Here is a 22,241-nt window from a genome sequence, read left to right on the forward strand (position 1 = left end):
TCTCACATTTTTAATACAACAAATTCGCCAGGCGATTGAACTCTGCCCGGGTGATAGTGAAAACAGTGCCGTGACGTGTACCCTTTGGAAAACTCACCTTATCAGATATATCTGTCCAGTTTTTCAAATCGATTGATGTTACTGCACCGTATTTGTGATCCCTGTATTTATCAAAGTACACAATCCAGCTGTTATTTGCAAATATGGCCGTAGGGCCTTCTGCCCAATATTTACCGGTGATGCTGGGCGAAGGAGCGCTCCAGCCGCTCAGCAGTTTTTTGCTGGTAGCCACATGCAGGTTCTTCTGTGGAGGCGTTTTCGTTTCATCTTTCAAAAACATCACGTATTTTTTACCATTGCGTAAAATGGTAGCATCAATGATGTTAAACCCTTTATCATATAAAATAGCCGCCTTGGAAAAAGTGGCGAAGTCCTTAGTAGTAGTATAGTAAATACGATGATTGTTATCGCCCAGGCTGTCTGTAGCCGGAAAACGGCCGGGGATGGTAGTAGCCCAGTAAATAACATACTGTTTAGTAGCTTCATCATACACCAGCTCAGGAGCCCACGCATTTTGTGCACCTGCTTCATGTTCCATTACAGGAATATATTCCTGTTTGCTCCAGTGTACCAGGTCTTCCGAGCTGGCATAACCTATGCCTTTATCTTTCCAGCTCACCGTCCACACCATATGAAATTTGCCATCGCCCCCGCGGATAATGCAGGGGTCACGCATCAGTTTGTCTTTTGCTACTTCCGGACGCAGCATGGTGCTATCGTCATTTAAAGCCGTCCAATGGTAGGCGTCCTCGCTGTAAGCCAGATGCAACCCATCCACACTGTTGCCTTTGAAATAGCAAAACATATATACTACACCTGTATCCTTTTGTTGTTGTGCCTGTACACGAATGCCGGCCAACAGCAACAACACCAGTATCAATCTTTTCATACACCCTTGTTTTTAAGTTGTTTAAGCTACCCGCAATTTAAAACACATTATCCACTGCTGGTCTGCTATACTGTTCTTTACTGTCAGACGTTTTAGGAAGCCCGAAGTAAAAATACAAGGTACGTTTAATGGGTGCAGTAATGCTGGTGGGTTCGCTTTGCGGACCTAACACCTTGGTATTAGCACTGATGTTCAATGCCAGCTTGGTACCAATAGGCGGAATACAATCCAGGAAAGAGATATTGCCGGATGGTAAAGCCGGATGTGGCGTTACACCTGTTAACGCATAAAAATCAAACAGGCGAACATATAAACCCGTGTCTTTGCTGGCTACATAAAACTTACCTTCTACGGTATTAAACTCCATCCAGGTAATATCGCCATAGTATCCTTTAAACTCCGGATAGACCATTGGCCAGTAACCGGTTTGGGTATTGTTATACAGGTTAGACCACACATTCACAGGTGTACCCTGTGAACGGTTTTTCCATTGTCTGTACGGACCTTTACCTAACCATTTAGCGCCCAGTATAAAGTTTTCGGGATAGTTAAAGCTTACACCTGCATAAGTATAGCTACCACTTTCCAGCGCATATTCATATTCCATGCTTACCCAGCCAGTGCCTGACATTTTCCAGCGCACGGTTTTCATGTTACCACTGTAGGTAAACTCTACCACTTCCCCATCTGCTTCTTTGTATTGCTTTACACCTGCTACGGTAGCAGTTCCATTCAACAATACCGGGCCGTTTTTAAACGACAGGTTATCGTTGGTGATGTTTTTAGTGCCTGCCAGCATACCGGTTTTCTTATCCAGTATTACAGATACTTCACCGCCCGTTAATACATAAGTACTATCCGTTTCTTTTACACTGGCAGTGCTGTTGTTTACCAGCAATATTTTATCCAACAATTGCTCATTGCTTTTTACTTTCCATGTCCACTTATACAATTCCTTTTTAAAAGGATCTAAGGCTACCAGCACTAATGCATCGTACTGTTTAAAGTCGGCAGGTAAGCTCAGCTGTAAAGTGCCGGTGGCGCCTGGTGCAATGGTGGGGGCAGCAGCGTTGCCCTTCTGCATGATATGATATCCTTCAAAGTCATCCTGTGGCTTATAGTAGTTTACCAAAGCCCACTGAAAAGTACACTGGTTGATGTTGGTAAAGTGAAAACGGTTCTCCACTTCAATGCCACCATTAAAACCGGCTGGTAATTCTTTCAGGGCAATTTTTACCGGAGAAAAAATTTCACGCAGCGCAAAGAAACTACCTTCTTTTTCACGATGTGGGCCCATGATTCCATCATTGGCGTTTAAGCCGTTGGCATCAATAATATTGTTATAGTCAGTTCTTACAATGCCCTCGTCCACCATAGCCCATATAAAGCCACCGGCCGATTTTTTAGCATGCCAATGCAGTTCCCAGAAATCGCTCATAGCAGCGCCTGCGCCACCGTCATCCTGTGAATGCAAAAACTCGGTTGGCATATAAATAAGGCTATCGTTCAGTATTTTTTGAGTGCTGTAATAATCTTCGTAGTGGTTACAGTCAATGCCGTTAAACTCATTACCGGGTCTGTGGTGTGGATGAATTACCGGGCGCTGTGAAAAGTCCCAACGGGTAAATTCTTTATCCAGTTCTTTGTTGGTACCACCTTCGTTGCCATTATCCCAGAAGATAATAGAAGGGTGGTTGAGATCACGGATAATCATTTCTTTTACTAATGGAACACCTGCTTTGGTGCTATACCATTTTTGCCAGCCTGCCAGTTCATCCAGCACATATAAACCCATAGAATCGCACAACTCTAAAAAGCGTACATCCGGAGGATAGTGTGAACAACGAACGGCGTTCATGTTCATTTCCTTTAACAACTTCGCATCCATCATTTGAATGCTATCGTTTAAGGTACGTGCAGTTTCAGGCCAGAAGCAATGCCTGTTGGTACCTTTCATTTTAATTTGCACGCCATTCAGGTATACGCCATCTCCTCTTCTTACTTCAATAGTGCGGAAACCGAATTTCTCTGTTACCTGGTATAAAGATGCTTTAGCAGTAGTGCGCAGCGATACATTTACTTTATATAAGTTAGGCGTTTCAGAAGTCCACTGTAAGGCATTGGCCACACGGGTATTCAGTGAAATCACAGAATCGCCTTTAGCGGCATTGCCACTTACCGTAGCTACTACTTTACCTTTATTATCCAGAATATCTGCTGTAACAGTGCGTGCCTGTTGCACACCTTTTACAAACACCTGCATGGCAAAGCTGCCATCTGCTTTGGCATCAATAGCAGTGTAATCAATATGCTCTTTAGGAACCGCTTCCAGGTACACCGGGCGGTAAATACCACCAAACACCCAATAATCGGCCAAACGCTCTGCGTTGTTTACAGAAGCATCGGCAGACATTTTGCTTACCGTAGCTTCCAGCTGGTTAGCAGCGCCAAACTGTACTTTATCAGTGATCTTGTATTTAAAACGGTAGAAAGAACCCTGGTGTGTATCACCTGCCGACTTGCCGTTGATCTTCACTTCGGTATCGGTCATTGAACCTTCAAATACAATAAATACTTCTTTATTCTTCCAGGAAGCAGGTACATTAAAGCTGTACTTGTACATGCCTTTCTCATCATGAAAGCGCGAATTTTTACCATAGGTTTTGTAATCACGGCCATAATTATAATTACCAAAGCCCTGCTGCTCCCAGTTGGAAGGCACCTGTATTTTAGTCCAATAACCGCTGTTGCGGCCACCAGTGCAATAAAAATCCCAGGCAACGGTATTATCACTGCCTTTACCCGATAAATACTGGTATTCTTTCACAGCAGGCTGCTGAGCAGCGCCCTGTACAACAGCCAGTAGCATTACCTGTAACAAAACCAAAGTAAACTTCATACACTTACTATTTAAAATTCCTGTTTTTCAATTGATACCGCATACACCTGCGACTGCCCTTCAAAATTGGCGCGGAAAATAATCCACTTGCCATCGGGTGAAAAATGCACATTCGGCTCCAGCTTATACTGGTGCTGCTTCATATTCACCAGGCGCTCCGGCACAAAACGGTCACCTTGCGGACGGAATAAATAAATCCATTTACCATCCGGCGCTTTGGCCACTGCATCCGGGTCGCCACCATCGCCCGCAAACAATTGCTGATCGGGTGAAGTGGTATAATGCACCGACCATTCATTCTTGCTAAACTCGTATTTCACTTCTTTACCGGTTTGCACATTGGCACCCGCTACAAAGAATGTTTTACCACGTGGCTGTTGCAAATCAAACCAAATGGTTTTTCCATCGGCACCAAACCATTCATGTCCCGCAATTTCCATATCTACTGTGCGCTTATGCACCAGTTTAATATCGCCGCCTGTTACCACATTAATAGTCCATATCCTGTCTACCTTATGCCACGGACCTTCGTGACAGAACATTAACAGAGATGGATCAGATGGAGAAAACTGTACATGGTTTAACCAGGCGCTATCTGTAAATACTTTTTTCAGCTCCCCGGTGTTGATGTTTACCGTAAACAAGGTACGGGGCAGCCTTGCTTCATATATAATATTGAAAAAGTCTTTCTTTTCGGGATGTTGCCTAAACAGCTCTTTCTCTTTATCAGATCCATAGGCACCACCTAATAAGGTTTCATCTGCATTCAGTGTGGTGATGTCTCCTTTAAAGTCTGACGGGAACACAAATACCAGGCGCTCTTTTTTAGTATCCACGTTTGTGGCAAACACACTATCCTTTACCTGGTAAAACACTTCCTTCCGCTTTACAGCCACAATCTCCCCTTTCATTACGCCAGGGTGATTGGTGATCTGCTCTGTTTTCAGGCTTTTCAGGTTCACGGTAAATATTTGCCTGCTGCCACTCAGGCTGGTGTTGTAATACACCAGCCTGCCATCCACAAAAGGATTATTGTGAAAGTAAAAGCTGGCGTTATCGCCTTCTGTACGTGTTAACTGAATTACTTTATGACGGGTGTCTTTATCTATCCATTCATAAGGCATAGGTGTTACACTACCTGTAGCCAGTTCCGGCATCCGTTGAGGTGGTAGCTTCCAGCCGCTTTCCAGGCTTACATAACTCCCCAGCTGCTTCATAGAAATAACCGTGTAATGGTTATCGTGCAGATACTGCAAATATTCTTCAAACAACTCTGGTGGTGTAGTTACCCAGTTGTGCGCATTATCCGGCACTCCATGCACCGTTAACACTACTACGTTGCCATTCTTAGCCTGTTGTATAGCATTCAGCACTTTGCGCTTATCGTTGCCCGATGTGCTAAAGCTGGGTATATAATAAGGATGATCGGCCTTTGGGTTGTAAGTGCGGTTACCACCGATACGGGCCAGTTGATAACCCGCTTTCTGTAAAGTGTTGATGGCTTTTACATCCGTATCATAACCGGGATAAGCAAAAGTTACGGGATGAGCTATCGATAAAGAATCGCACTTATGCTCTATATAGGAAAGCTCTTTTAAAAATCCGGCTTCATCCAGCTTGTTCACATGGGTATGGTGCCAGGTGTGGTTGCCTATTTCAAAACCCTGCTTACCCAATTCCCTGATCTGTGGCCAGGTCATGTATAAACTGGTATCACTAAAGGCAGGCTGCTGAAACTCGCACACATAAAAAGTGGCGTTAAAGCCGTACTTTTTTAACAGGGGAGCTACGTAGGTGTAGTGACTTTTTACGGCGTCGTCAAAAGTGAGTACTACTAACTTGTCAGGTACTGGTTGGGGTGTTGTTTGAGCCTGTACATACGTTTGCACATACCCTAACAGCATTAATGCGGTAATAACGAATAATTTCTTTGTCATATGGCCTATTATAAATATACAAAAAGCATAGAAAGGCAAGGGAATTAAAGGTAAACAGCGACAAAGAACAACTATCCCGTTCCGTCCTGAAAAAAGCCCCGCATTCCTGTATGAAGCGGGGCTTTGTAGGATTATATCGGTAAACGATTAATAATTCGGGTTTTGCATGGCTTGCTTCTGCTCATTAGTTAAACTTTTGCCATTCAGCTGCACCATATCCAGGAATGTTTGTGGAATCGGGCGCACATAGTTTTTGCTTTCCAATGGCAAAGCAGTGTCATTGAAAGCTTTGGCACGTTTTACCAGTGTTTTGGTACGAGCCAGATCCTGCCAGCGCAGCAATTCACCTGCTAATTCACGAGAACGTTCGTTCAGGATAAACTGGATAAATTTATCTGCGTCAGAAGAGGAAGTTAACTTATCGTAAAACTCATACTTAGAGTTGAACATATCATTTACACTGTTTAAGTGTAATGAAGTAGCTGCGGTGCTTACTTCGATATCGTTAGATTCATAATAAGAGTTTTTATTAGAATAGGTTGTATACTGTGCAGTATTTGCTACAGAGTTGTTCTTATAACTTACACCACCATCTACATAAGCCGAACGGTCTTCACCGGCCTTATAAGCAGCCCTGTCACGTAAGGTATTAATGTAGGTTAACGCCGTATTATAGTTTCCTAAACGTCCATATGCTTCTGCTGCAATCAGGTAAGTTTCACCCAAACGGGCTAATATGCCATCTCTGTTACCGAAAGTAGACGCAACAGTTTCTCTTGATCCATCTGTAAATTTAGACAAAGCAGGGAATACAGCTGCACTATAACCTCCATGGTTTACTGCAGGATAATTTGCCGATTCGCCGCTATAATAACGCACTTTCAACTGAGCGCTGTTATAACCTATATTATCGGCAGTAAAGCGTGTATCGCCTGCATCATTTACAATGTATTTCCAGGCAGGCTCGTTTCCTGCATATTTTGGTGTACCCACTAATTCAGGAGACGGCGCGTATGTATCTGTCCATTTAGGAATGCTGGCAGGGTTATTTGCATTGATAACAGTTCTGAAGCTTTTCCAGAAACGAGAGTCATTTTGACGATCATAGATATCGATCAGATAATCTGTAGTTCTTAAACGCGAATACTCACGTCCACCTGGAATATCGCGAACCATACCATCCGAACCCTGATACACAGAAAGGAAGAATAAGTGCATCTGGTTGCCATAACGGTCACGACCATTCAGGTTATCGTTAAACTGTGCCGCCAGCAGCACTTCACTCAAACTTTCATTGGCGCCATCCGGACCTGTATAATTCCACAGATCGCTAAAGTTAGGAGCCAGTGAACGTCCACTATTACTAATCACGTCGGTAGAATAAGTAACTGCCTTATTCAAATCATCTTGCTTGGTAGCACTATTCCAATCATCATACAGCTCGCTTGCACGGGTTAAGTAAGCTTTTGCCAGGAAGTGTCCAGCAGCCCATTTGGTAATACGTCCATTCGCTTCAGCAGTTTTGGGTAATACCTCATATGCTTTGGTAAAATCACTGATGATCTGCGCATAGATGTCTTTAGCAGCCGCTCTTGTAAACTCATATTCTACAGTAGTAGAAGGAGTCAGTTTAAGAGGCACACCACCATATTGGGTAACCAGGTTAAAATAAGCCCATGCACGTGTAAAATAACCTTCACCTAAACGGGTATCAGCGCCAGTGCCGGGTGTATAATATACGGGGGTATTTTGAATTACAATGTTCGCCGTATTAATAGCACTATACATTGCATCCCAGGTGCTGTTAATATAAATGCTCTGAGAATTGATGCTATAAGTGTTCCAGGGCTCTACCGTAACGGCACCGCCTACTGCAAACTCATCGGTACCAAAGTTCAGAGAACCATATCCCCATTCAGAGTTGAAAGGGTAACGGTAGCTCAGATACATACCAATTACCAGCTTATCAATACCATCCTGGGTTTTATATTCATCGGAAGTTACAGAGGTGATCTGCTCTTCATGTAAAAACGATTTGGAACAAGAAGGCAGCAATGCTACGCTACTTGCGGCAATCAGCCATTTATATAAACCTTTATGAAAAGTTGTCATTGTTCTTTGTTTAACAGTCATTAAAAATTAAAGCCCCATATTCACACCCAGTACAAAGCCACGGTTGAAAGTAGCTAAACCGGTATCAGGATCAATCCAGCTTACTTTGCTGAAAATAAAGCCTGGGTTGGTAACCTGTGCATACACTTTGCAGTTGGTCAGATGCAGTTTACCCAAGGTTTGCTTAGGTAAGGTATATCCCAACGCAATATTTCTGATTTTAATGAATGAACCACTCTGATAGTTCATAGAACTCTTAAACTGGTCACCACTGGAAGTTTTATAACTAGGTGAAGGATAGTCGTTAGTAGGATTAGTAGGTGTCCAGTAATCTAACTTACGTTGTGCATAACGACCTTGTAAAAACTCTTGCCCGGTTAACACAGTAAAGCCAAGACGGGAAAACACGAATACAGACAACTCAAAGTTTTTATAGGTAAACGTGTTGGTCATACCGCCAGTCCAGTTAGGATTCGCATGCCCTACAATAGTTCTGTCATTGTTAGGATCAATCAAAGTATCATGATTCAGATCTTTTACCCTGATGTTACCTGCTGAGGTAGAAGTGAAGTTGGATCCTTTTTGTTTGTACAGGGCCAACAAAGACTGGTCTTTAGTGTCATTCTGCCAGATACCTTCTTTCACATAATCATAGTTAGAACCAATTTGCTCGCCTACAAACCAGCCATTGGTAATATCTTTTGTAATACCATTGTTTAACTTGGTAATCTTGCTTTTGTTGTAAGAAATGCTCAGGTTGGTAGTCCAGGCAAAATCTTTAGTCCTAACATTATTAGAAGTCAGGTTGATATCCACGCCTTTGTTAGAGGTAGCACCGATATTACCATAAGTAGACTGGTAACCTGTCAGTGTTAAAATGCTCATATTCATTAACAGGTCTGTGGTCTTGGTAGTATATAAGTCGATAGTACCGCTTAACCTGCCTTTCAGCACGTCAAAATCCACACCCATGTTCCATTGTTTTGTTTTCTCCCATCCTAAGCCAGTGTTACCCATTGGGTTTACAGTTCTGGCAAATAAGCTGGAAGGAAGATACCCTGTAAGAATGCTGTTGCCAAATACATAGGTAGTACCTTGTGGATTGCCTTTTGTAGCATATGCATCTACAGCAGAGTTACCTGTAACACCCACACCTAATCTTAATTTCAGGGTTTTGATCCAGCTTATACTGCGAATGAAATCTTCCTGATCCATACGCCATGCAGCGGAAGCAGAAGGGAAGAAGTCCCATTTATGACCGTCGGCCAGCTGAGAAGCACCATCCCATCTTGCAGAAGCAGTAAACAGGTATTTGCTGTCAAAGCTATAGTTTACACGGCCCATGTAAGACTCCAGCTTGGTTTCAGACAAGCTGCTGAGGGCTGTTTGTGCAGTAGCAGAACCCAGGTTATACCATTTCTGACTGGCATTAGATAAAGCCTGTGCAGTGATAGAAGAACCTTCTAAACGGTTGGCAGAAGCACTTTGCAATAAGGTAATACCAATATTATGCTTCTCAATGTTTTTATCGTAGTAAACCAGGTTATCCAATGTCCAGGAAACACGGGTACTTGCATCTAACCTTGCCTGGTTAGTTGAAGAAGCACTACCGGCTCCTCTATTTATAGACTGTGCATCCCAGTAACGTCCATTACGCAGGCTATAGAAATCAGGACCAAAGTTAAACCTGTATTTTAAACCTTTAATAGGTTCAACTTCTGCATATAATGTACCCAGTGTTCTGATAACCTTACGTTCATTTAACGTTAATCTATCTTCATAAACCGGGTTCATGATGCCATCATCACCACCGGGCATTACAATACGCTTGCCTAAACTGTCATAAGGCACGGCATAAGGCAGCATATTTTGTGCAGCCTGGAAAATATTAGTAGTAGAAGTGCTGGTTAAGCTCGCATAACCATAATTCTGTACACTGTATGTAGCAGTTACGCTACCACCCATTGTAAACCATTTGGTTGGCTTTACTTCGGTATTAAACTTACCATTATAGCGCTTAAAGTCCTGTCCTTTCATAGTGCCCTGTTGGTTTAAGTAACCAAAAGAGCCATAACTTCTTACTTTATCGCTACCACCGCTTACACTCAGGGTATGATCCTGTGTAATGCCGGTTTGTAATACTAAACCTGTCCAGTCTGTAGTAGATACCGCATTGGGGTTCCAGGTACCAGTGGTCCATCCTTTTTTCACATTTTCAAATGCGTAGTATTCACCACCAAAAATTCTTTGGTCATCTGCCAGGGTAGGTACATCAGGATAGTTACCATCACGACGATAAGCATTCCTTCTGAATTCTATATACTCAGCAGCGCTCATCATTTCAGTACGGTTCTGCTGATTGTCAAAAGTCAGGTTACCTGTATAGTTTAAAGTAGTTCTGCCTTTCTTACCAGATTTGGTAGTAACAAGGATTACACCGTTAGCACCACGTGAACCATAGATAGCAGTAGCACTCGCATCTTTCAATACGTCTATCGCTTCAATGTCCTGTGGGTTCAATGCATCAATGCCACCTGCAGAACCTAATGGCATGGGAATACCATCTATCACATATAAAGGGTCATTAGAAGCACTTAACGACCTGTTACCGCGGATCAGTACTTTACCTACTTCACCAGGGCGTTCGTTGGAAGTAATATCCACACCACCCATTTTGCCCTGCATAGCCTGCAGTGCGTTCTGTACAGGGCGTTTTTTAATTTCTTCTGCACCCAGGCTGGCAACAGCACCGGTTACATCCGTTTTTTTACGGGTACCATAACCTACCACCACTACATCTTCCAATGCATTGGTTTTGGTTTTCACGGAAACATTTACGGTTGACTGACCGTTTACTGCTGCTTCCAGGGCTTCAAAGCCGACAGCTGTAACAATCAGTACCGCATCTGATGGTACATTACTTAAAGTGAATTCACCACCAGCTTTGGAAGCCACCATCATAGAGGTTCCTTTTACCTGTACGGTAGCACCTTCTAAAGGTTTACCCTCAGGATCTGTAATTTTTCCGGTGATTGTTTTCTTAACAGCAGCACTGTCGCTTTGCGCAAGTAGTCTTGAGCTCAAAGCAGGACATAGCAGTAGCATGAAGCATAAGGCTCCCTCAATGACAAGTAGTTTTACTTTCATATAGGCTTGTTGGTTATATTAGGTTCTGTGCACTTAAGTACACGGCGGCGAAAGTATTTAACAAAACACCAACATGTATCCTGTCCCATCCTGCTGACAGATAAATTTGCTTCTATATGAGACACAAAACACAACACTGTATAAATTATCATTTATCACCCCCTTTAAAAAAAGGGGGTGATAAAACAATTATTTAATAAAAACAGTGGTAATGCACTACGTATATACCGTGTAAAAACAAGGCCGGCACTCTTACGAATGCCGGCCTTTCTTTGTTAGTATGAATACTTAAGTAATTAATCCATCAGCATCATTGTCATAGTGCGCGGGCCATGAGCTCCTAACACCAGCGACTGCTCAATATCCGCAGTTTTAGATGGGCCTGCTATAAATGCGCCAAACCCATACTGACTATCATGCAACGATGCAATGCGCACATACGCATCATGCATAGTAGCTACCAGGCTGCTTTTGCGCACCAGCATTACCAGGTGTTCACCAATAAACACCGATGCACGCTGCACCATATTAGGCTCGGTAATCCACACCGCACCATTTTCACATACACCAAAATGTGCTTCGGCAATCATCACCTCTGCATCGTGCAAACTATGCGGATCATCCTTAAACCAGCTGGTATCTGCAATAGCTTCCAGTTGCTTTAGGGTGGTGATCTTCTTTTTAAAAGCAGCGAAATCTGTACGCAGTATTTCAATTACCTGTTCGTAATTGTTCACTTCATACAAAGCACCACCTATGTTACGAAAGGTTTGTTTAAACTGCTCCACATCTGCATCGCGCATATTAATAAACACATCTGTGTTCGGCAATGCAACTGCTGGTGGTTGATTTTGTTGTACCCTTTTTATAATATCTTCGCGCGAACTCATTTTTTCCTGTTTTTCTGATACCACTCTCTAAATGATTCTTTCGGTGCTTCCGGCATTTCACGTTGCTTATACCAGGGGTTCATTTTGTTATTCACCAACCCAGGTATACTACGCATAGTAATACGGCCTATTTTACCAGCTATGGTAAATATGCCCGGCTTACTTAAGGTAATTGCCATCGCTTTCATAGCAACGGTTTTTACCTTAGGTGTGTATCCTTCTTTGGCCAGCACCTGACGCCATTTATACAACTGATCGTGTATATCTATTTTAACAGGACATACGTTGGAGCATGAGCCACATAAGGTAGAAGCAAAAGGCAGATCGGCATTCTTACGCATATCAAAGTTAGGCGCCAGTATAGAGCCGATAGGACCCGCTACTGCGTTATGGTAGCTATGTCCACCACTGCGCCTGTATACAGGACAGGTGTTCATACAGGCACCACAACGTATACACTTTAATGAATTGCGGAATTCTTCTTTACCCAGGTGAATACTACGGCCATTATCTACCAGTATAATGTGCATTTGCTGGCCGGGACGCGGCTTGGCAAAGTGACTGCTATAAGTAGTAATAGGCTGCCCTGTAGCACTGCGGGTAAGCAAACGTAAAAACACCCCCAGGTGCTTACGCTGCGGAATCAGTTTTTCAATACCCATGCTGGCAATGTGAACATTGGCCAGGTGTGCGCCCATATCGGCATTGCCTTCATTGGTACACACTACAAACTCGCCGGTTTCAGCAACAGCAAAGTTTACGCCGGTTAGGGCTACTTTACGGGTAAGAAAATCCTGGCGCAGGTTTAAACGGGCCGCATGTGTTAAAAACTGCGGATCGGCATTGCCTGCAGGTGTGCCCAGGAATTTATGGAACAACTCTCCTATCTCTTCTTTTTTCCAGTGAATACAAGGTAATACGATATGGCTGGGTGGCTCTTTGGCCAGCTGCACAATACGTTCGCCCAAATCGGTATCCACTACTTCCACACCGTTCTGCTCCAGGTATTCATTCAAATGGCATTCTTCCGTAAGCATACTCTTACTTTTCACCATTTGTGTAACACCCTGCTCTTGTAATAAACGGTGTACTATTTTATTATGTTCTTCGCCATTCGCTGCCCAGTGTACGGTTACACCGTTCTTCTGTGCATTGGCTTCAAACTGTAATAAGTAATCAGATAAATTGCCAAGTACGTTCAGTTTTATCTGCGAAGCGGTTTCACGCAACTGCTCCCACTCCGGCAATGTCCATACTATTTTATCGCGCTTCTGGCGTATCCACCATAAAGTTTCATCATGCCAGTTTACCCGATCCTCATCTGCATTAAACTTCTCTGCTAAGGTTGCGTGATCTTTATGTGGTTGGTTCATGAACAGTACTGTTTAAAATTTCAGCAATATGTATCACTTTAACAGGACTCTTCTGTCTGCGTAAAATACCTTCCATATGCATCAGGCAGCTCATGTCGGCACCCGCAATAAATTCCACCTCCTGCTGCAGGTGATCGGCCACACGGTCTTTGCCCATTTTAGCCGATACCGCTTCTTCTGCTACACAAAAAGTGCCACCAAAACCACAGCATTCATCTTTACGCTTTAGTGTAACCAGCTCAATGCCGCTTACCTGGCTTAACAAGTGCTCTGGCTTGGAAAACGGTTCTGCTACCAGTTCGGTCATTTGCGACATATGCAGGCCGCGTTGTCCGTGGCAGCTTTGGTGAAAGCCTACCTTATGCGGAAAGCTGGCCCGGAGGTTTTCTACCTTCAGCACATCGGTTAAAAACTCAGTGAGCTCATATACCTTTTTACGGATGGTTTGCGCTGCATTTTCGTCTTTCTTCGAGTGCAAATGGTCTTTTACATGAAGGGTACAGCTACCCGACGGACACACGATGTAATCAAAACCCTGAAAGTTATCTACAAAGTTTTCATTACATCCGTGCGTCAAGTGTTCATAGCCCGAGTTAGCCATTGGCTGGCCGCAACAGGTTTGCCGCATCGGAAACTCCACATCACACCCCAGTTTTTCCAGCAGCTGTAAAGTAGCAACGGCTACCTGCGGATAAAACTGGTCTACATAACACGGTATAAACAATCCTACTTTCATATCTCCATATTCTGAGCTACTCTGTAATACTTCATCTCAATTAAATCACCTGGCAGTGGCTTATGGTTCCAGTGCTTATGCACTGCCAAAGCTGCACCCACTGCTGTAGCCTGCGCTACAGAAGCAGCAAATACTTCCATTTTAGGAAATGCCTGCGCCAGTAAATGCATATATACCGGGTTTTTGCTAAAGCCACCATCCACGAAAATACGCTTCACGCCAGTGTCCTGAATTACCAGCTGGGCAGAAGTTTTCTGCAACTCCATAATATCAGAAATCAGGCAATGGTAAGCTTCTTCGTAAGAAGTAAAATCATCCAGATCTCTTAAATAGAAAGCAGATTTTGCCAATCCTTCTACTTCTTCTCCCGGCCTTGGCTTAGGTGCAGGCTGGATAGAAGCAATCATATCCGGATTGAACTCTACTTCTTTAAAATGATCTAATGGCTTATTAAACTTAGCGGACAGTTTTTTGGTTTGTATTTCGTGCTCGTTACCCGCAAATAAACGGGAAGCTTTTACCGGCTTACCATGATACTCCATATAACACAAACAGTCCTGCGCCAGTTCTTCCGGCGTTAACGGGTTGGCGTTAAAAGGGTTCAGGCTAATACACCAGGTACCAGTGCTTAACAGCACAAAAGGCTCAGAAAAGCAAGCCAGGTAAGGGATCAGCGCCGAAGAGCTATCATGTAAACCGCCACCTACCTGCAGTTCTTTACCGTGTACGGTAACAGGAACCACGCTGTCAGATGGCGCAATAGGAGCCAGCTTTTTATCAATACCTTCTGCAATTACCCATTGGTGATAGGTATTCTTGTCAAAATCCCACAACTGGGTATGACAGCCAATGCTGGTAATATCAGAAATAGTTTTGTTGGTGATCAGGAAGCTGATGTACTGAGGAAGATGTAACGACCACTTGATACGGCTATAGATCAGCGATTTTAACTGCTTGATACGATATAACTGTAAACCTGAGTTTAAGCTACCCAACACTGGTGATGCGGTAGCGCGGGATACGGCTACTTCCCCGCCATAACGGGAGAAAAAGGCATCACTTACGGGTTGCGGGTAAGGCTTCAGGTAATTGTATAAAGGCGTAACTACACGGCCTTTATCATCAATATGTACAAAGCTGGCACCGTAAGTAGTGAAGTTTACGGCTTTTACATCAAACTGGGATACTACTTCATCCAGTTGTTCTTTCACCCATGCAGTAAGCTGGGCTACGTTTTCGCAGGCATCACCATCTTCATCTCTCGTTTCTTCAAACTGTGCGTTTTTTTCTAAAACGACGTGGTAATGCTCATCAAATAAGAAGAGTTTCTTATTAGTTTTTCCGATGTCAAAAATTGCTACTACAGGAACGCTCATATAGGACAGTTGACAGCTGACAGCGACAAGATGTGTAACAAAACCCTGTCAACTGCCATCTGTCGTCTGTCTGCTTATTTATTATAATCCGGTTGCTACGGTTTTAGCACCTCTTTCTTTTACCAGGTTGCCTCTTACATCCTGTGTGCGGTAAAACGCAACAGGGTCCAGTGCACCACCAGCGCGTAAGCGAGCTTCAGCTACCAGCGGACGTACATCTGTACGGTAAGCGGTTTGTAAAATTTCCTGTGCACGCACTACGTCGTTAGATAATTGTGCTTCTTTCAGCGCTTTCTCATCTACCAGTAAAGCCTGTGCATAAGCTACCATGATAGCTTCTACGCTTTGTAACAGGTCTTCCAGCGGATCTTTCACGTTGTGTGAAGCATCGATCATCCAGCCCAGGTCAGATGCGTGGTTCATGCCACGGGTATCCATACCTTCTACCAGTTCTTTGAAAATCAGGAACAACTGGTAAGGGTTGATGCTACCTACAGTAAGGTCATCATCACCATATTTGCTATCGTTAAAGTGGAAACCGGCCAGTTTGCCTTCCATCAGTAACAGGGAAACGATTTGCTCAATGTTTGCGTTAGGCAGGTGGTGACCTAAGTCAACCAGCGTGTACGCTTTAGGTCCCAGTTTGCTTGCATACAGTAAGCTTTGGCCCCAGTCACCTACGGTTGTAGAGTAGAAGTTAGGTTCAAATGCTTTGTATTCTACAAACAGTTTCCAGGCATCCGGTAAAGCTGCATATACTTCCTGCAGGCTTTCCAGGGTGTTCTGGAAGGCGTTTCTGAAGTTCAGCTGACCTGGGAAACAGCTACCATCTGCCAGCCATACGGTCAGTGATTCAGAACCCAGTTCCACACCATATTTAATTACTTCAATGTTGTGTTCTACGGCTTGCTTACGCACTGCTTTATCAGTGTGCTGCATAGAACCAAACTTGTAGCTGTGTTTTTGATCAGGCTGATCCTGGAAAGTATTGGAGTTCATGGCGTCGAACTTCAGGCCATGCTGTGCTGCCAATGCTTTAATAGACTTTGCGTTAGAAGGTATATCCCAGGGAATGTGCAGGGAGATAGCGCCGCTGGAACGGTTTAAAGCATGCAGTAAACCCACATCTTCAATTTTTTCTTCCAGGCTGCGTGGTTCACCACCTTTGCTTGGGAAACGGCCAAAACGGGTACCACCGGTACCTAATGCCCAGCTAGGGATAGCTACCTGGAAATCGGCCAGTTTCTTTAAAATATCTTCCAGCTTGTTAACGTCTGCCGCTACAAAATCAAACTTGCGTTTGTGAGCGCTCTCGATAGAGTTGTTGAACTCGTCTATTTTATACTTTTCAACTTGCATTGCGCAATCTTTTTAATTAGGGTAAATAGAACACTTGTTTCAATGATATGCTTACCGGGCTTTCATCAGGATTGGTTTCCATAATATCGCCCATATAATGCCACCATTTACGCATGATTGGTTGCTCGGGTAAATTTTTTAAGGCTTCTTCATTGGCAACCTCGTACACACCAAACAGGGTTAACGTTTTTTCGTCCAGAAAAATGGAGTAATCGCTAATTCCCGTTTCGGTTAGCAAGGTAGCTAACTCAGGCCAGATTTCATCGTGGCGTTTCTTATATTCTGCTTCCTTTCCAGGGAACAGTTTCATGGTAAATCCAATTTTTGCCATAGGATGATTCAGAAGAAAGGAGTGAAAAAACCAGGGCCTTTTCACTCCTCTATGTTAGAAAATTATCTTACAAACGCTGTAGCTACACCACCGTCTACGTTCAGCACGTTACCGGTAGATTTGTTCAGCAGGCCGCCTACGAAAGCGAAACAAGCATCAGCAATATCACCAGGTAAAATGATTTCGTTCAGTAAAGTACGTTTTGCGTAGTAAGCAGGTAATTCCGCTACGGTTACGCCGTAAGCTTTTGCACGACCTTCAGCCCATGCACCAGCCCAGATTTTACTGTCAGAAATTACCGCATCAGGGTTTACCACGTTCACACGAATATGGTCTTTACCTAATTCAGCAGCGTTCAGGCGGCTCAGGTGTAACTGGGCAGCTTTAGCACTACCGTAACCGGCGTTGTTAGGACCACTCATCAGGGCGTTTTTACTTACAATGTTCAGTACGTCGCCACCGATGTCTTGCTTACGCATTATTTCCACACCAGCCTGGGTAACCAGGAACTGACCTTTCACTAATACATCATATAACAGATCCCAATCTTTTTCAGTATGCTCTTCCAATGGTTTAGAGATAGATAAACCAGCGCAGTTAACGATGATATCCACACCACCGAAAGCCAGGGCAGCTACTTTTAAAGCACCGTTGATATCGTCTGCTTTAGTAACGTCCAGGATAGCGGTAGCAAACACGTCTTTACCGTATTCTTTCTGGAATTCTTCTTTTGCACTTTCCAAACGAGTAGCATCGTTGTCGTTTACTACAACTACAGCACCTTCGTTGGCAAATCTTTTGGCAATAGCCTTACCAATACCACCAGCGCTACCGGTAACCAGTGCAATACGACCGCTTAAAGCTTTAGGCTTAGGCATACGCTGCAACTTAGCTTCTTCCAGTAACCAGTATTCAATGTTGAATGCTTCCTGGCGAGGTAATGAAGTATATTGAGAAATAGCTTCTGCACCTTTCATTACGTTAATAGCGTTGGTATAAAACTCAGCCGCTACACGTGCAGTTTGCTTGTCTTTAGAGAAAGTGAACATACCTACACCCGGGTACAGGATAACAACCGGGTTGGTATCGCGGATAGCAGGGCTATTCGGATGCTTGCAGCTGTTGTAGTACTCGGTGTACATAGCACGGTAAGCTTCAAAAGCAGGAGCCAGTTGCTCTTTAATCGCTTTTACATCGCTCAAATCCTGATCAGGTTTCAGGCTCAATACCAGCGGACTGATTTTAGTACGCAGGAAGTGGTCAGGACAGCTGGTACCCATGGGAGCCAGTCTATCTAGGTCGTTAGAGTTGATAAACTCCAGAACGCGATCGTCATCAGTGAAGTGACCGATCATTTTGGTATAGCTTGAACAAAAACCACGCAGTATGGGAGCAAGGTTCGCCGCTTGTTGCATACGGTTATCCTTAGACAAAGATTGTAACCTCGCCCCGCCAAAAACTGCTGGTTGCTTGTGTATGTTGTCTTGTATGTATTGTGCACAACGCTCAATTACTTCCAGCGTGTTCACATAGCTTTCGTAAGCGGTATCACCCCAGGTAAATAAACCGTGAGAGCCTAACATAATGCCACGGATACCAGGATTCTCGTCCAGGCACTGTTTCAGTTGTAAGCCCAGGTCAAAACCAGGACGTTGCCATTCTACCCAGCCGATAGAACCATTGAACAACTCCTGCGTAATTTTCTTACCGTCTTTCGCTGCTGCAATAGCAATAGCCGCATCCGGGTGCAGGTGGTCAATGTGTTTGAATGGTAAAAAGCCGTGTAAAGGCGTATCGATAGAAGGCGCTTTAGACGCCAGGTCAAAAATGCAATGATTAAACAGTTCTACCATTTCATCTTCAAACTCGATGCCACGGTAAACATTGGTTAAACTGCGTAAACGGTCAACATATAAAGCAGCCAGACCATTGCGCTTCATAGAAGCCAGGTCGCCACCAGAACCTTTTACCCACATTACCTCTGTTTCTTTGCCTGTTAAAGGATCTTTAGCAATGGCTTTGCAGGAAGTGTTACCACCGCCATAGTTGGTTAAACGAAGATCAGCACCTAACAGGTTGGAACGGTAAACCAAAAGGGCTACTTCATCACCAGCCAGTTCAGCGGCTTTCTTTTCGTCCCACAAATAACTCACGTGTTTGTACTGAGTTGATGCAGCTGTTGACATATCTATACTTTTATATTGTTTTAAGAAAGTTTGTTTATTCTCTTTGTTGTGTTGCTTATTCTGCCGGCGGTGCAGTTTGCTCTACCGGCGCCTGAGCCTTTTCGGCATCTGCTTTAATTTTATTACCTCTGCCCACTAACAGGATAGAAATAAATATCACCACGATACCTGCAATAACAGTAGCATATGTTTTTTTGGTTACACCTTTCCATTCTTTCAGAATCAGGCCCCAAACGTTTGCAATCAGGATAATGAATGCCATGTGTAAAATCCACGAGCTGGCGCCGTTACCTAATTTGCTTTCCGCCATACCATAGAAGAAGAACTGTAAAAACCAGGTGATACCTGCTATAGCACTGAAAATATAGTTTTTGGTCAGTGGCGCTTCTTTATCCGTATAATCTCCAAACGACTTGTTACGGGCGTTCAGTATCATACACCAGATAAAGTTGGTAGTTAAACCTCCCCACAGCAACACCACATATATTACGTTGTTCTGGAACAGCGGGTTGTTACCTAAGGCAACTGCCGCTGCCGCCATAGGCTTACCGGCTTCAATACCAAAGTTGAAACAGGCGCTTAACACACCCGATACAATGGCCACTACCAGACCTTTTTTAATATCGAATTCTTTATTACCCGCCTCTGGGTTGCTGGCCGACAGGTCTTTGTCTTTCAACATACCTGCTTTACCACAAACCACAATACCTATTGCACATACCAGAATGCCAGACAGTACGGTACGGCCCCAGCTTTCTGCAAACATGCCAGAGAGCGTATCTTTTCCTACTGCCGGAAACAGGTCATAATAAATAGAAGGAATCAAAGAACCAAAAACAGAACAAAGCCCCAGGATAATACAGCTACCCAGTGATACACCAAGGTAACGTACCCCTAATCCATAGGTTAAACCACCTATACCCCATAAAATACCCATCAGGTAAGTCCAGAATAAAGTGCTTCCGCTGGTTTGTTTAATGATTTCGGCAAAACCGGGAATGGTTAAGTATGCCGCTACGGGAGGAACGATAAGCCAGGAAAACAGACCACCAACGATCCAATAACTTTCCCAAGACCATTTTTTAACTTTTTTAAAGGGTATATAAAAACTGCCCGATGCAAATCCACCGATAAAGTGGAAAATAACGCCTAAAATAACATTCATGATTATGCTTTAATTTTCAATATGGCAAATTCAGCGGGCTAAAGATAGAAGCATACAATAGTATTGCTGTCATGCACTGTCATGGCTGAATTACATTTTTGTAATTTGTTGGTTTCAAGCTTATTCCTAGCGATATTTTTAGTAGGTTTGGCCTTGTAATACGCAGCTTGCATCCCCCATGAAGAAACCTGCTATATTTCAACATCTGTTCATCGACTACTACTCTGCAACCCCCAAATATTTGCAGCTGGCTAATTGTATAATTAAGGCAATCAGCGAAGGGGTGTTACAGGAGAGCGATATCTTACCTTCTATCAACGAGTTAAGCTTTGAATTTGAAATTTCACGGGATACAGCAGAAAAAGGCTACAAACACCTGAAAAAGGTAGGCATTTTAGGCTCTGTACCCGGCAAAGGTTATTTTGTAAAAAGTACCGAGCTTAACCAAAACTTAAAAATCTTCCTGTTATTCAATAAACTCAGCGCCCACAAAAAAATCGTGTACGATGCTTTTGTGGCCAGCCTGGGCGAACTGGCAGCGATCGATTTCTATATTTACAACAATGACTTTTCATTGTTCAAAAAATTCCTCAGCAATAGCAAAAACGATTACACCCATTACGTGATCATCCCCCACTTTTTAGAGGGGGGCGAAAATGCCCATGAGATCATCAATACCATCCCGCGCGAGAAATTGATTCTGATGGACAAACTGGTATCAGGCGTTGAAGGTAATTACGGGGCTATTTATGAAGATTTTGAAGAAGACATTTACCATGCCCTGGAACAGGCCAATGACCTGCTGGGTAAATACCATACTTTAAAGATCATTTTCCCCGAGTACACCTATTTTCCACAGGAAATACTGGAAGGCTTTTTCCGTTTCTGCCAGCAATACGCCTTTAACTATAAGGTGGTGCATGACATTAACAAAGAACCCATTCGCGAGGGCGAAGTATACATCAACCTGATGGAAAACGACCTCGTAATCCTGATTGAAAAAATACTGGCAGCCAAACTAAAAGTGGGCAAACATGTAGGCGTTATTTCCTACAACGAAACGCCCCTGAAAAAAATCATACTCAACGGCATCACCACCATTTCTACCGATTTTCAGATGATGGGCGAAAAAGCCGCGCAGCTGATACTGGAACAATCCACCCAGCACGTAGCCCTCCCCTTTTACCTGAAAAGGCGCGCCTCTTTATAAAACAACTGCCGGCCGGCTTCACTACCAGTCAATATCCATTTCCAGGCAATTCAAATTACCTGGTACTGTTACATTAGCGAATGTAGCATTGGTACCACTCACATAAGGGGTACAGGGCATCCTGAAACTATGCACATTAATATTGTCCAGCTTGTTGTACACATATATATTATATGTACCAGCTTTTATGGAACCTAATGTACCGCTGTTAGGAACACCATCAAAAATAGTTGTATTACCTGTTGCCGTGTTAGTGAAGATAACCCGGAATTCATCATCGGGAAGGCCACTGTTATTATACCACCCAATTGCATAGGTTGTGTCCCCGAACGCTGTTGCCTTTGGCTGAATAGCAAACAGCGCAACCAGGAACATTGCTGAAAAGACCCTGGTGACCATTTTCATAGAAAACTGCTTTATGACAAGGCTACTAATATACGCTTTTCCGGCGTAAAATAAAAACCGCCCTGTATAAACAGGGCAGCAGCTTTACATTCATAAATAAACCTAACATCTGGCCAGGCCAGAATATGTTCCTTGTTTTACCAATAAGTATTACGGATAGTAAAAA

The 22,241-nt window shown here is 43.6% G+C and carries 15 protein-coding genes; 1 reads left to right on the top strand and 14 read right to left on the bottom strand.

The features are described 5' to 3' along the window. Window positions 1-10: 10 nt before the first annotated feature. The 13 genes from FLA_RS23690 to rhaT all read right to left on the bottom strand — a co-directional run bounded on the left by FLA_RS23690 (window position 11) and on the right by rhaT (window position 20,460). Entirely contained in the window at window positions 11-949 is a 939-nt protein-coding gene (locus FLA_RS23690) for a glycoside hydrolase family 43 protein (protein ID WP_076375006.1), read from the bottom strand. Between the two features lie 37 nt (window positions 950-986). Next, window positions 987-3,848, bottom strand: a complete 2,862-nt coding sequence (locus FLA_RS23695) for a glycoside hydrolase family 2 protein (protein WP_076375008.1) — start codon at window positions 3,846-3,848, stop codon at window positions 987-989. 11 nt (window positions 3,849-3,859) lie between these two features. After that, window positions 3,860-5,785 (bottom strand): oligogalacturonate lyase family protein, encoded by a 1,926-nt coding sequence (locus FLA_RS31740; protein ID WP_084205980.1) that lies wholly within the window; start codon window positions 5,783-5,785, stop codon window positions 3,860-3,862. 147 nt (window positions 5,786-5,932) lie between these two features. Then, window positions 5,933-7,897: a RagB/SusD family nutrient uptake outer membrane protein gene (locus FLA_RS23710; protein WP_076375010.1), complete on the bottom strand. Its 1,965-nt coding sequence runs from the start codon at window positions 7,895-7,897 to the stop codon at window positions 5,933-5,935. A gap of 27 nt (window positions 7,898-7,924) precedes the next feature. Next, the gene (locus FLA_RS23715) at window positions 7,925-11,044 is read right to left on the bottom strand and encodes a SusC/RagA family TonB-linked outer membrane protein (protein WP_076375012.1); all 3,120 of its coding nucleotides are present in this window, start codon (window positions 11,042-11,044) and stop codon (window positions 7,925-7,927) included. 296 nt (window positions 11,045-11,340) lie between these two features. After that, complete coding sequence (locus FLA_RS23720; RefSeq protein ID WP_076375014.1) at window positions 11,341-11,934, bottom strand: LutC/YkgG family protein; 594 nt, start codon at window positions 11,932-11,934, stop codon at window positions 11,341-11,343. Next, a complete protein-coding gene (locus FLA_RS23725) occupies window positions 11,931-13,307 on the bottom strand; it encodes a lactate utilization protein B (protein WP_076375016.1) in 1,377 nt (458 codons plus the stop codon). Before FLA_RS23725 ends, FLA_RS23720 begins: the two co-directional genes overlap by 4 nt. Next, the gene (locus FLA_RS23730) at window positions 13,291-14,043 is read right to left on the bottom strand and encodes a (Fe-S)-binding protein (protein ID WP_076375018.1); all 753 of its coding nucleotides are present in this window, start codon (window positions 14,041-14,043) and stop codon (window positions 13,291-13,293) included. Before FLA_RS23730 ends, FLA_RS23725 begins: the two co-directional genes overlap by 17 nt. Beyond that, window positions 14,040-15,419, bottom strand: coding sequence for an FGGY-family carbohydrate kinase (locus FLA_RS23735; protein ID WP_076375020.1), 1,380 nt, complete (start codon window positions 15,417-15,419; stop codon window positions 14,040-14,042). The genes FLA_RS23730 and FLA_RS23735 overlap by 4 nt, the downstream gene beginning before the upstream one ends. Window positions 15,420-15,500: 81 nt before the next feature. Next, complete coding sequence (locus FLA_RS23740) at window positions 15,501-16,778, bottom strand: TIM barrel protein (protein ID WP_076375022.1); 1,278 nt, start codon at window positions 16,776-16,778, stop codon at window positions 15,501-15,503. A 16-nt stretch (window positions 16,779-16,794) separates the two neighbouring features. Beyond that, window positions 16,795-17,088, bottom strand: coding sequence for an L-rhamnose mutarotase (rhaM, locus tag FLA_RS23745; protein WP_231940321.1), 294 nt, complete (start codon window positions 17,086-17,088; stop codon window positions 16,795-16,797). 83 nt (window positions 17,089-17,171) lie between these two features. Beyond that, the gene (locus FLA_RS23750) at window positions 17,172-19,295 is read right to left on the bottom strand and encodes a bifunctional aldolase/short-chain dehydrogenase (RefSeq protein ID WP_076375026.1); all 2,124 of its coding nucleotides are present in this window, start codon (window positions 19,293-19,295) and stop codon (window positions 17,172-17,174) included. Window positions 19,296-19,350: 55 nt separating this feature from the next. After that, window positions 19,351-20,460 (bottom strand): L-rhamnose/proton symporter RhaT, encoded by a 1,110-nt coding sequence (gene rhaT / locus FLA_RS23755; RefSeq protein ID WP_076375028.1) that lies wholly within the window; start codon window positions 20,458-20,460, stop codon window positions 19,351-19,353. Between the two features lie 178 nt (window positions 20,461-20,638). Between rhaT and FLA_RS23760 the strand changes: the two genes are divergently transcribed. Beyond that, entirely contained in the window at window positions 20,639-21,670 is a 1,032-nt protein-coding gene (locus FLA_RS23760; protein ID WP_076375030.1) for a GntR family transcriptional regulator, read from the top strand. A gap of 21 nt (window positions 21,671-21,691) precedes the next feature. Here FLA_RS23760 and FLA_RS23765 read toward each other — a convergent pair whose 3' ends face one another. Continuing rightward, window positions 21,692-22,075, bottom strand: a complete 384-nt coding sequence (locus FLA_RS23765) for a hypothetical protein (RefSeq protein ID WP_144263941.1) — start codon at window positions 22,073-22,075, stop codon at window positions 21,692-21,694. Window positions 22,076-22,241: the final 166 nt, after the last annotated feature.

The organism is Filimonas lacunae (genome assembly GCF_002355595.1).
GTDB classification, from domain to species: Bacteria; Bacteroidota; Bacteroidia; order Chitinophagales; family Chitinophagaceae; genus Filimonas; species Filimonas lacunae.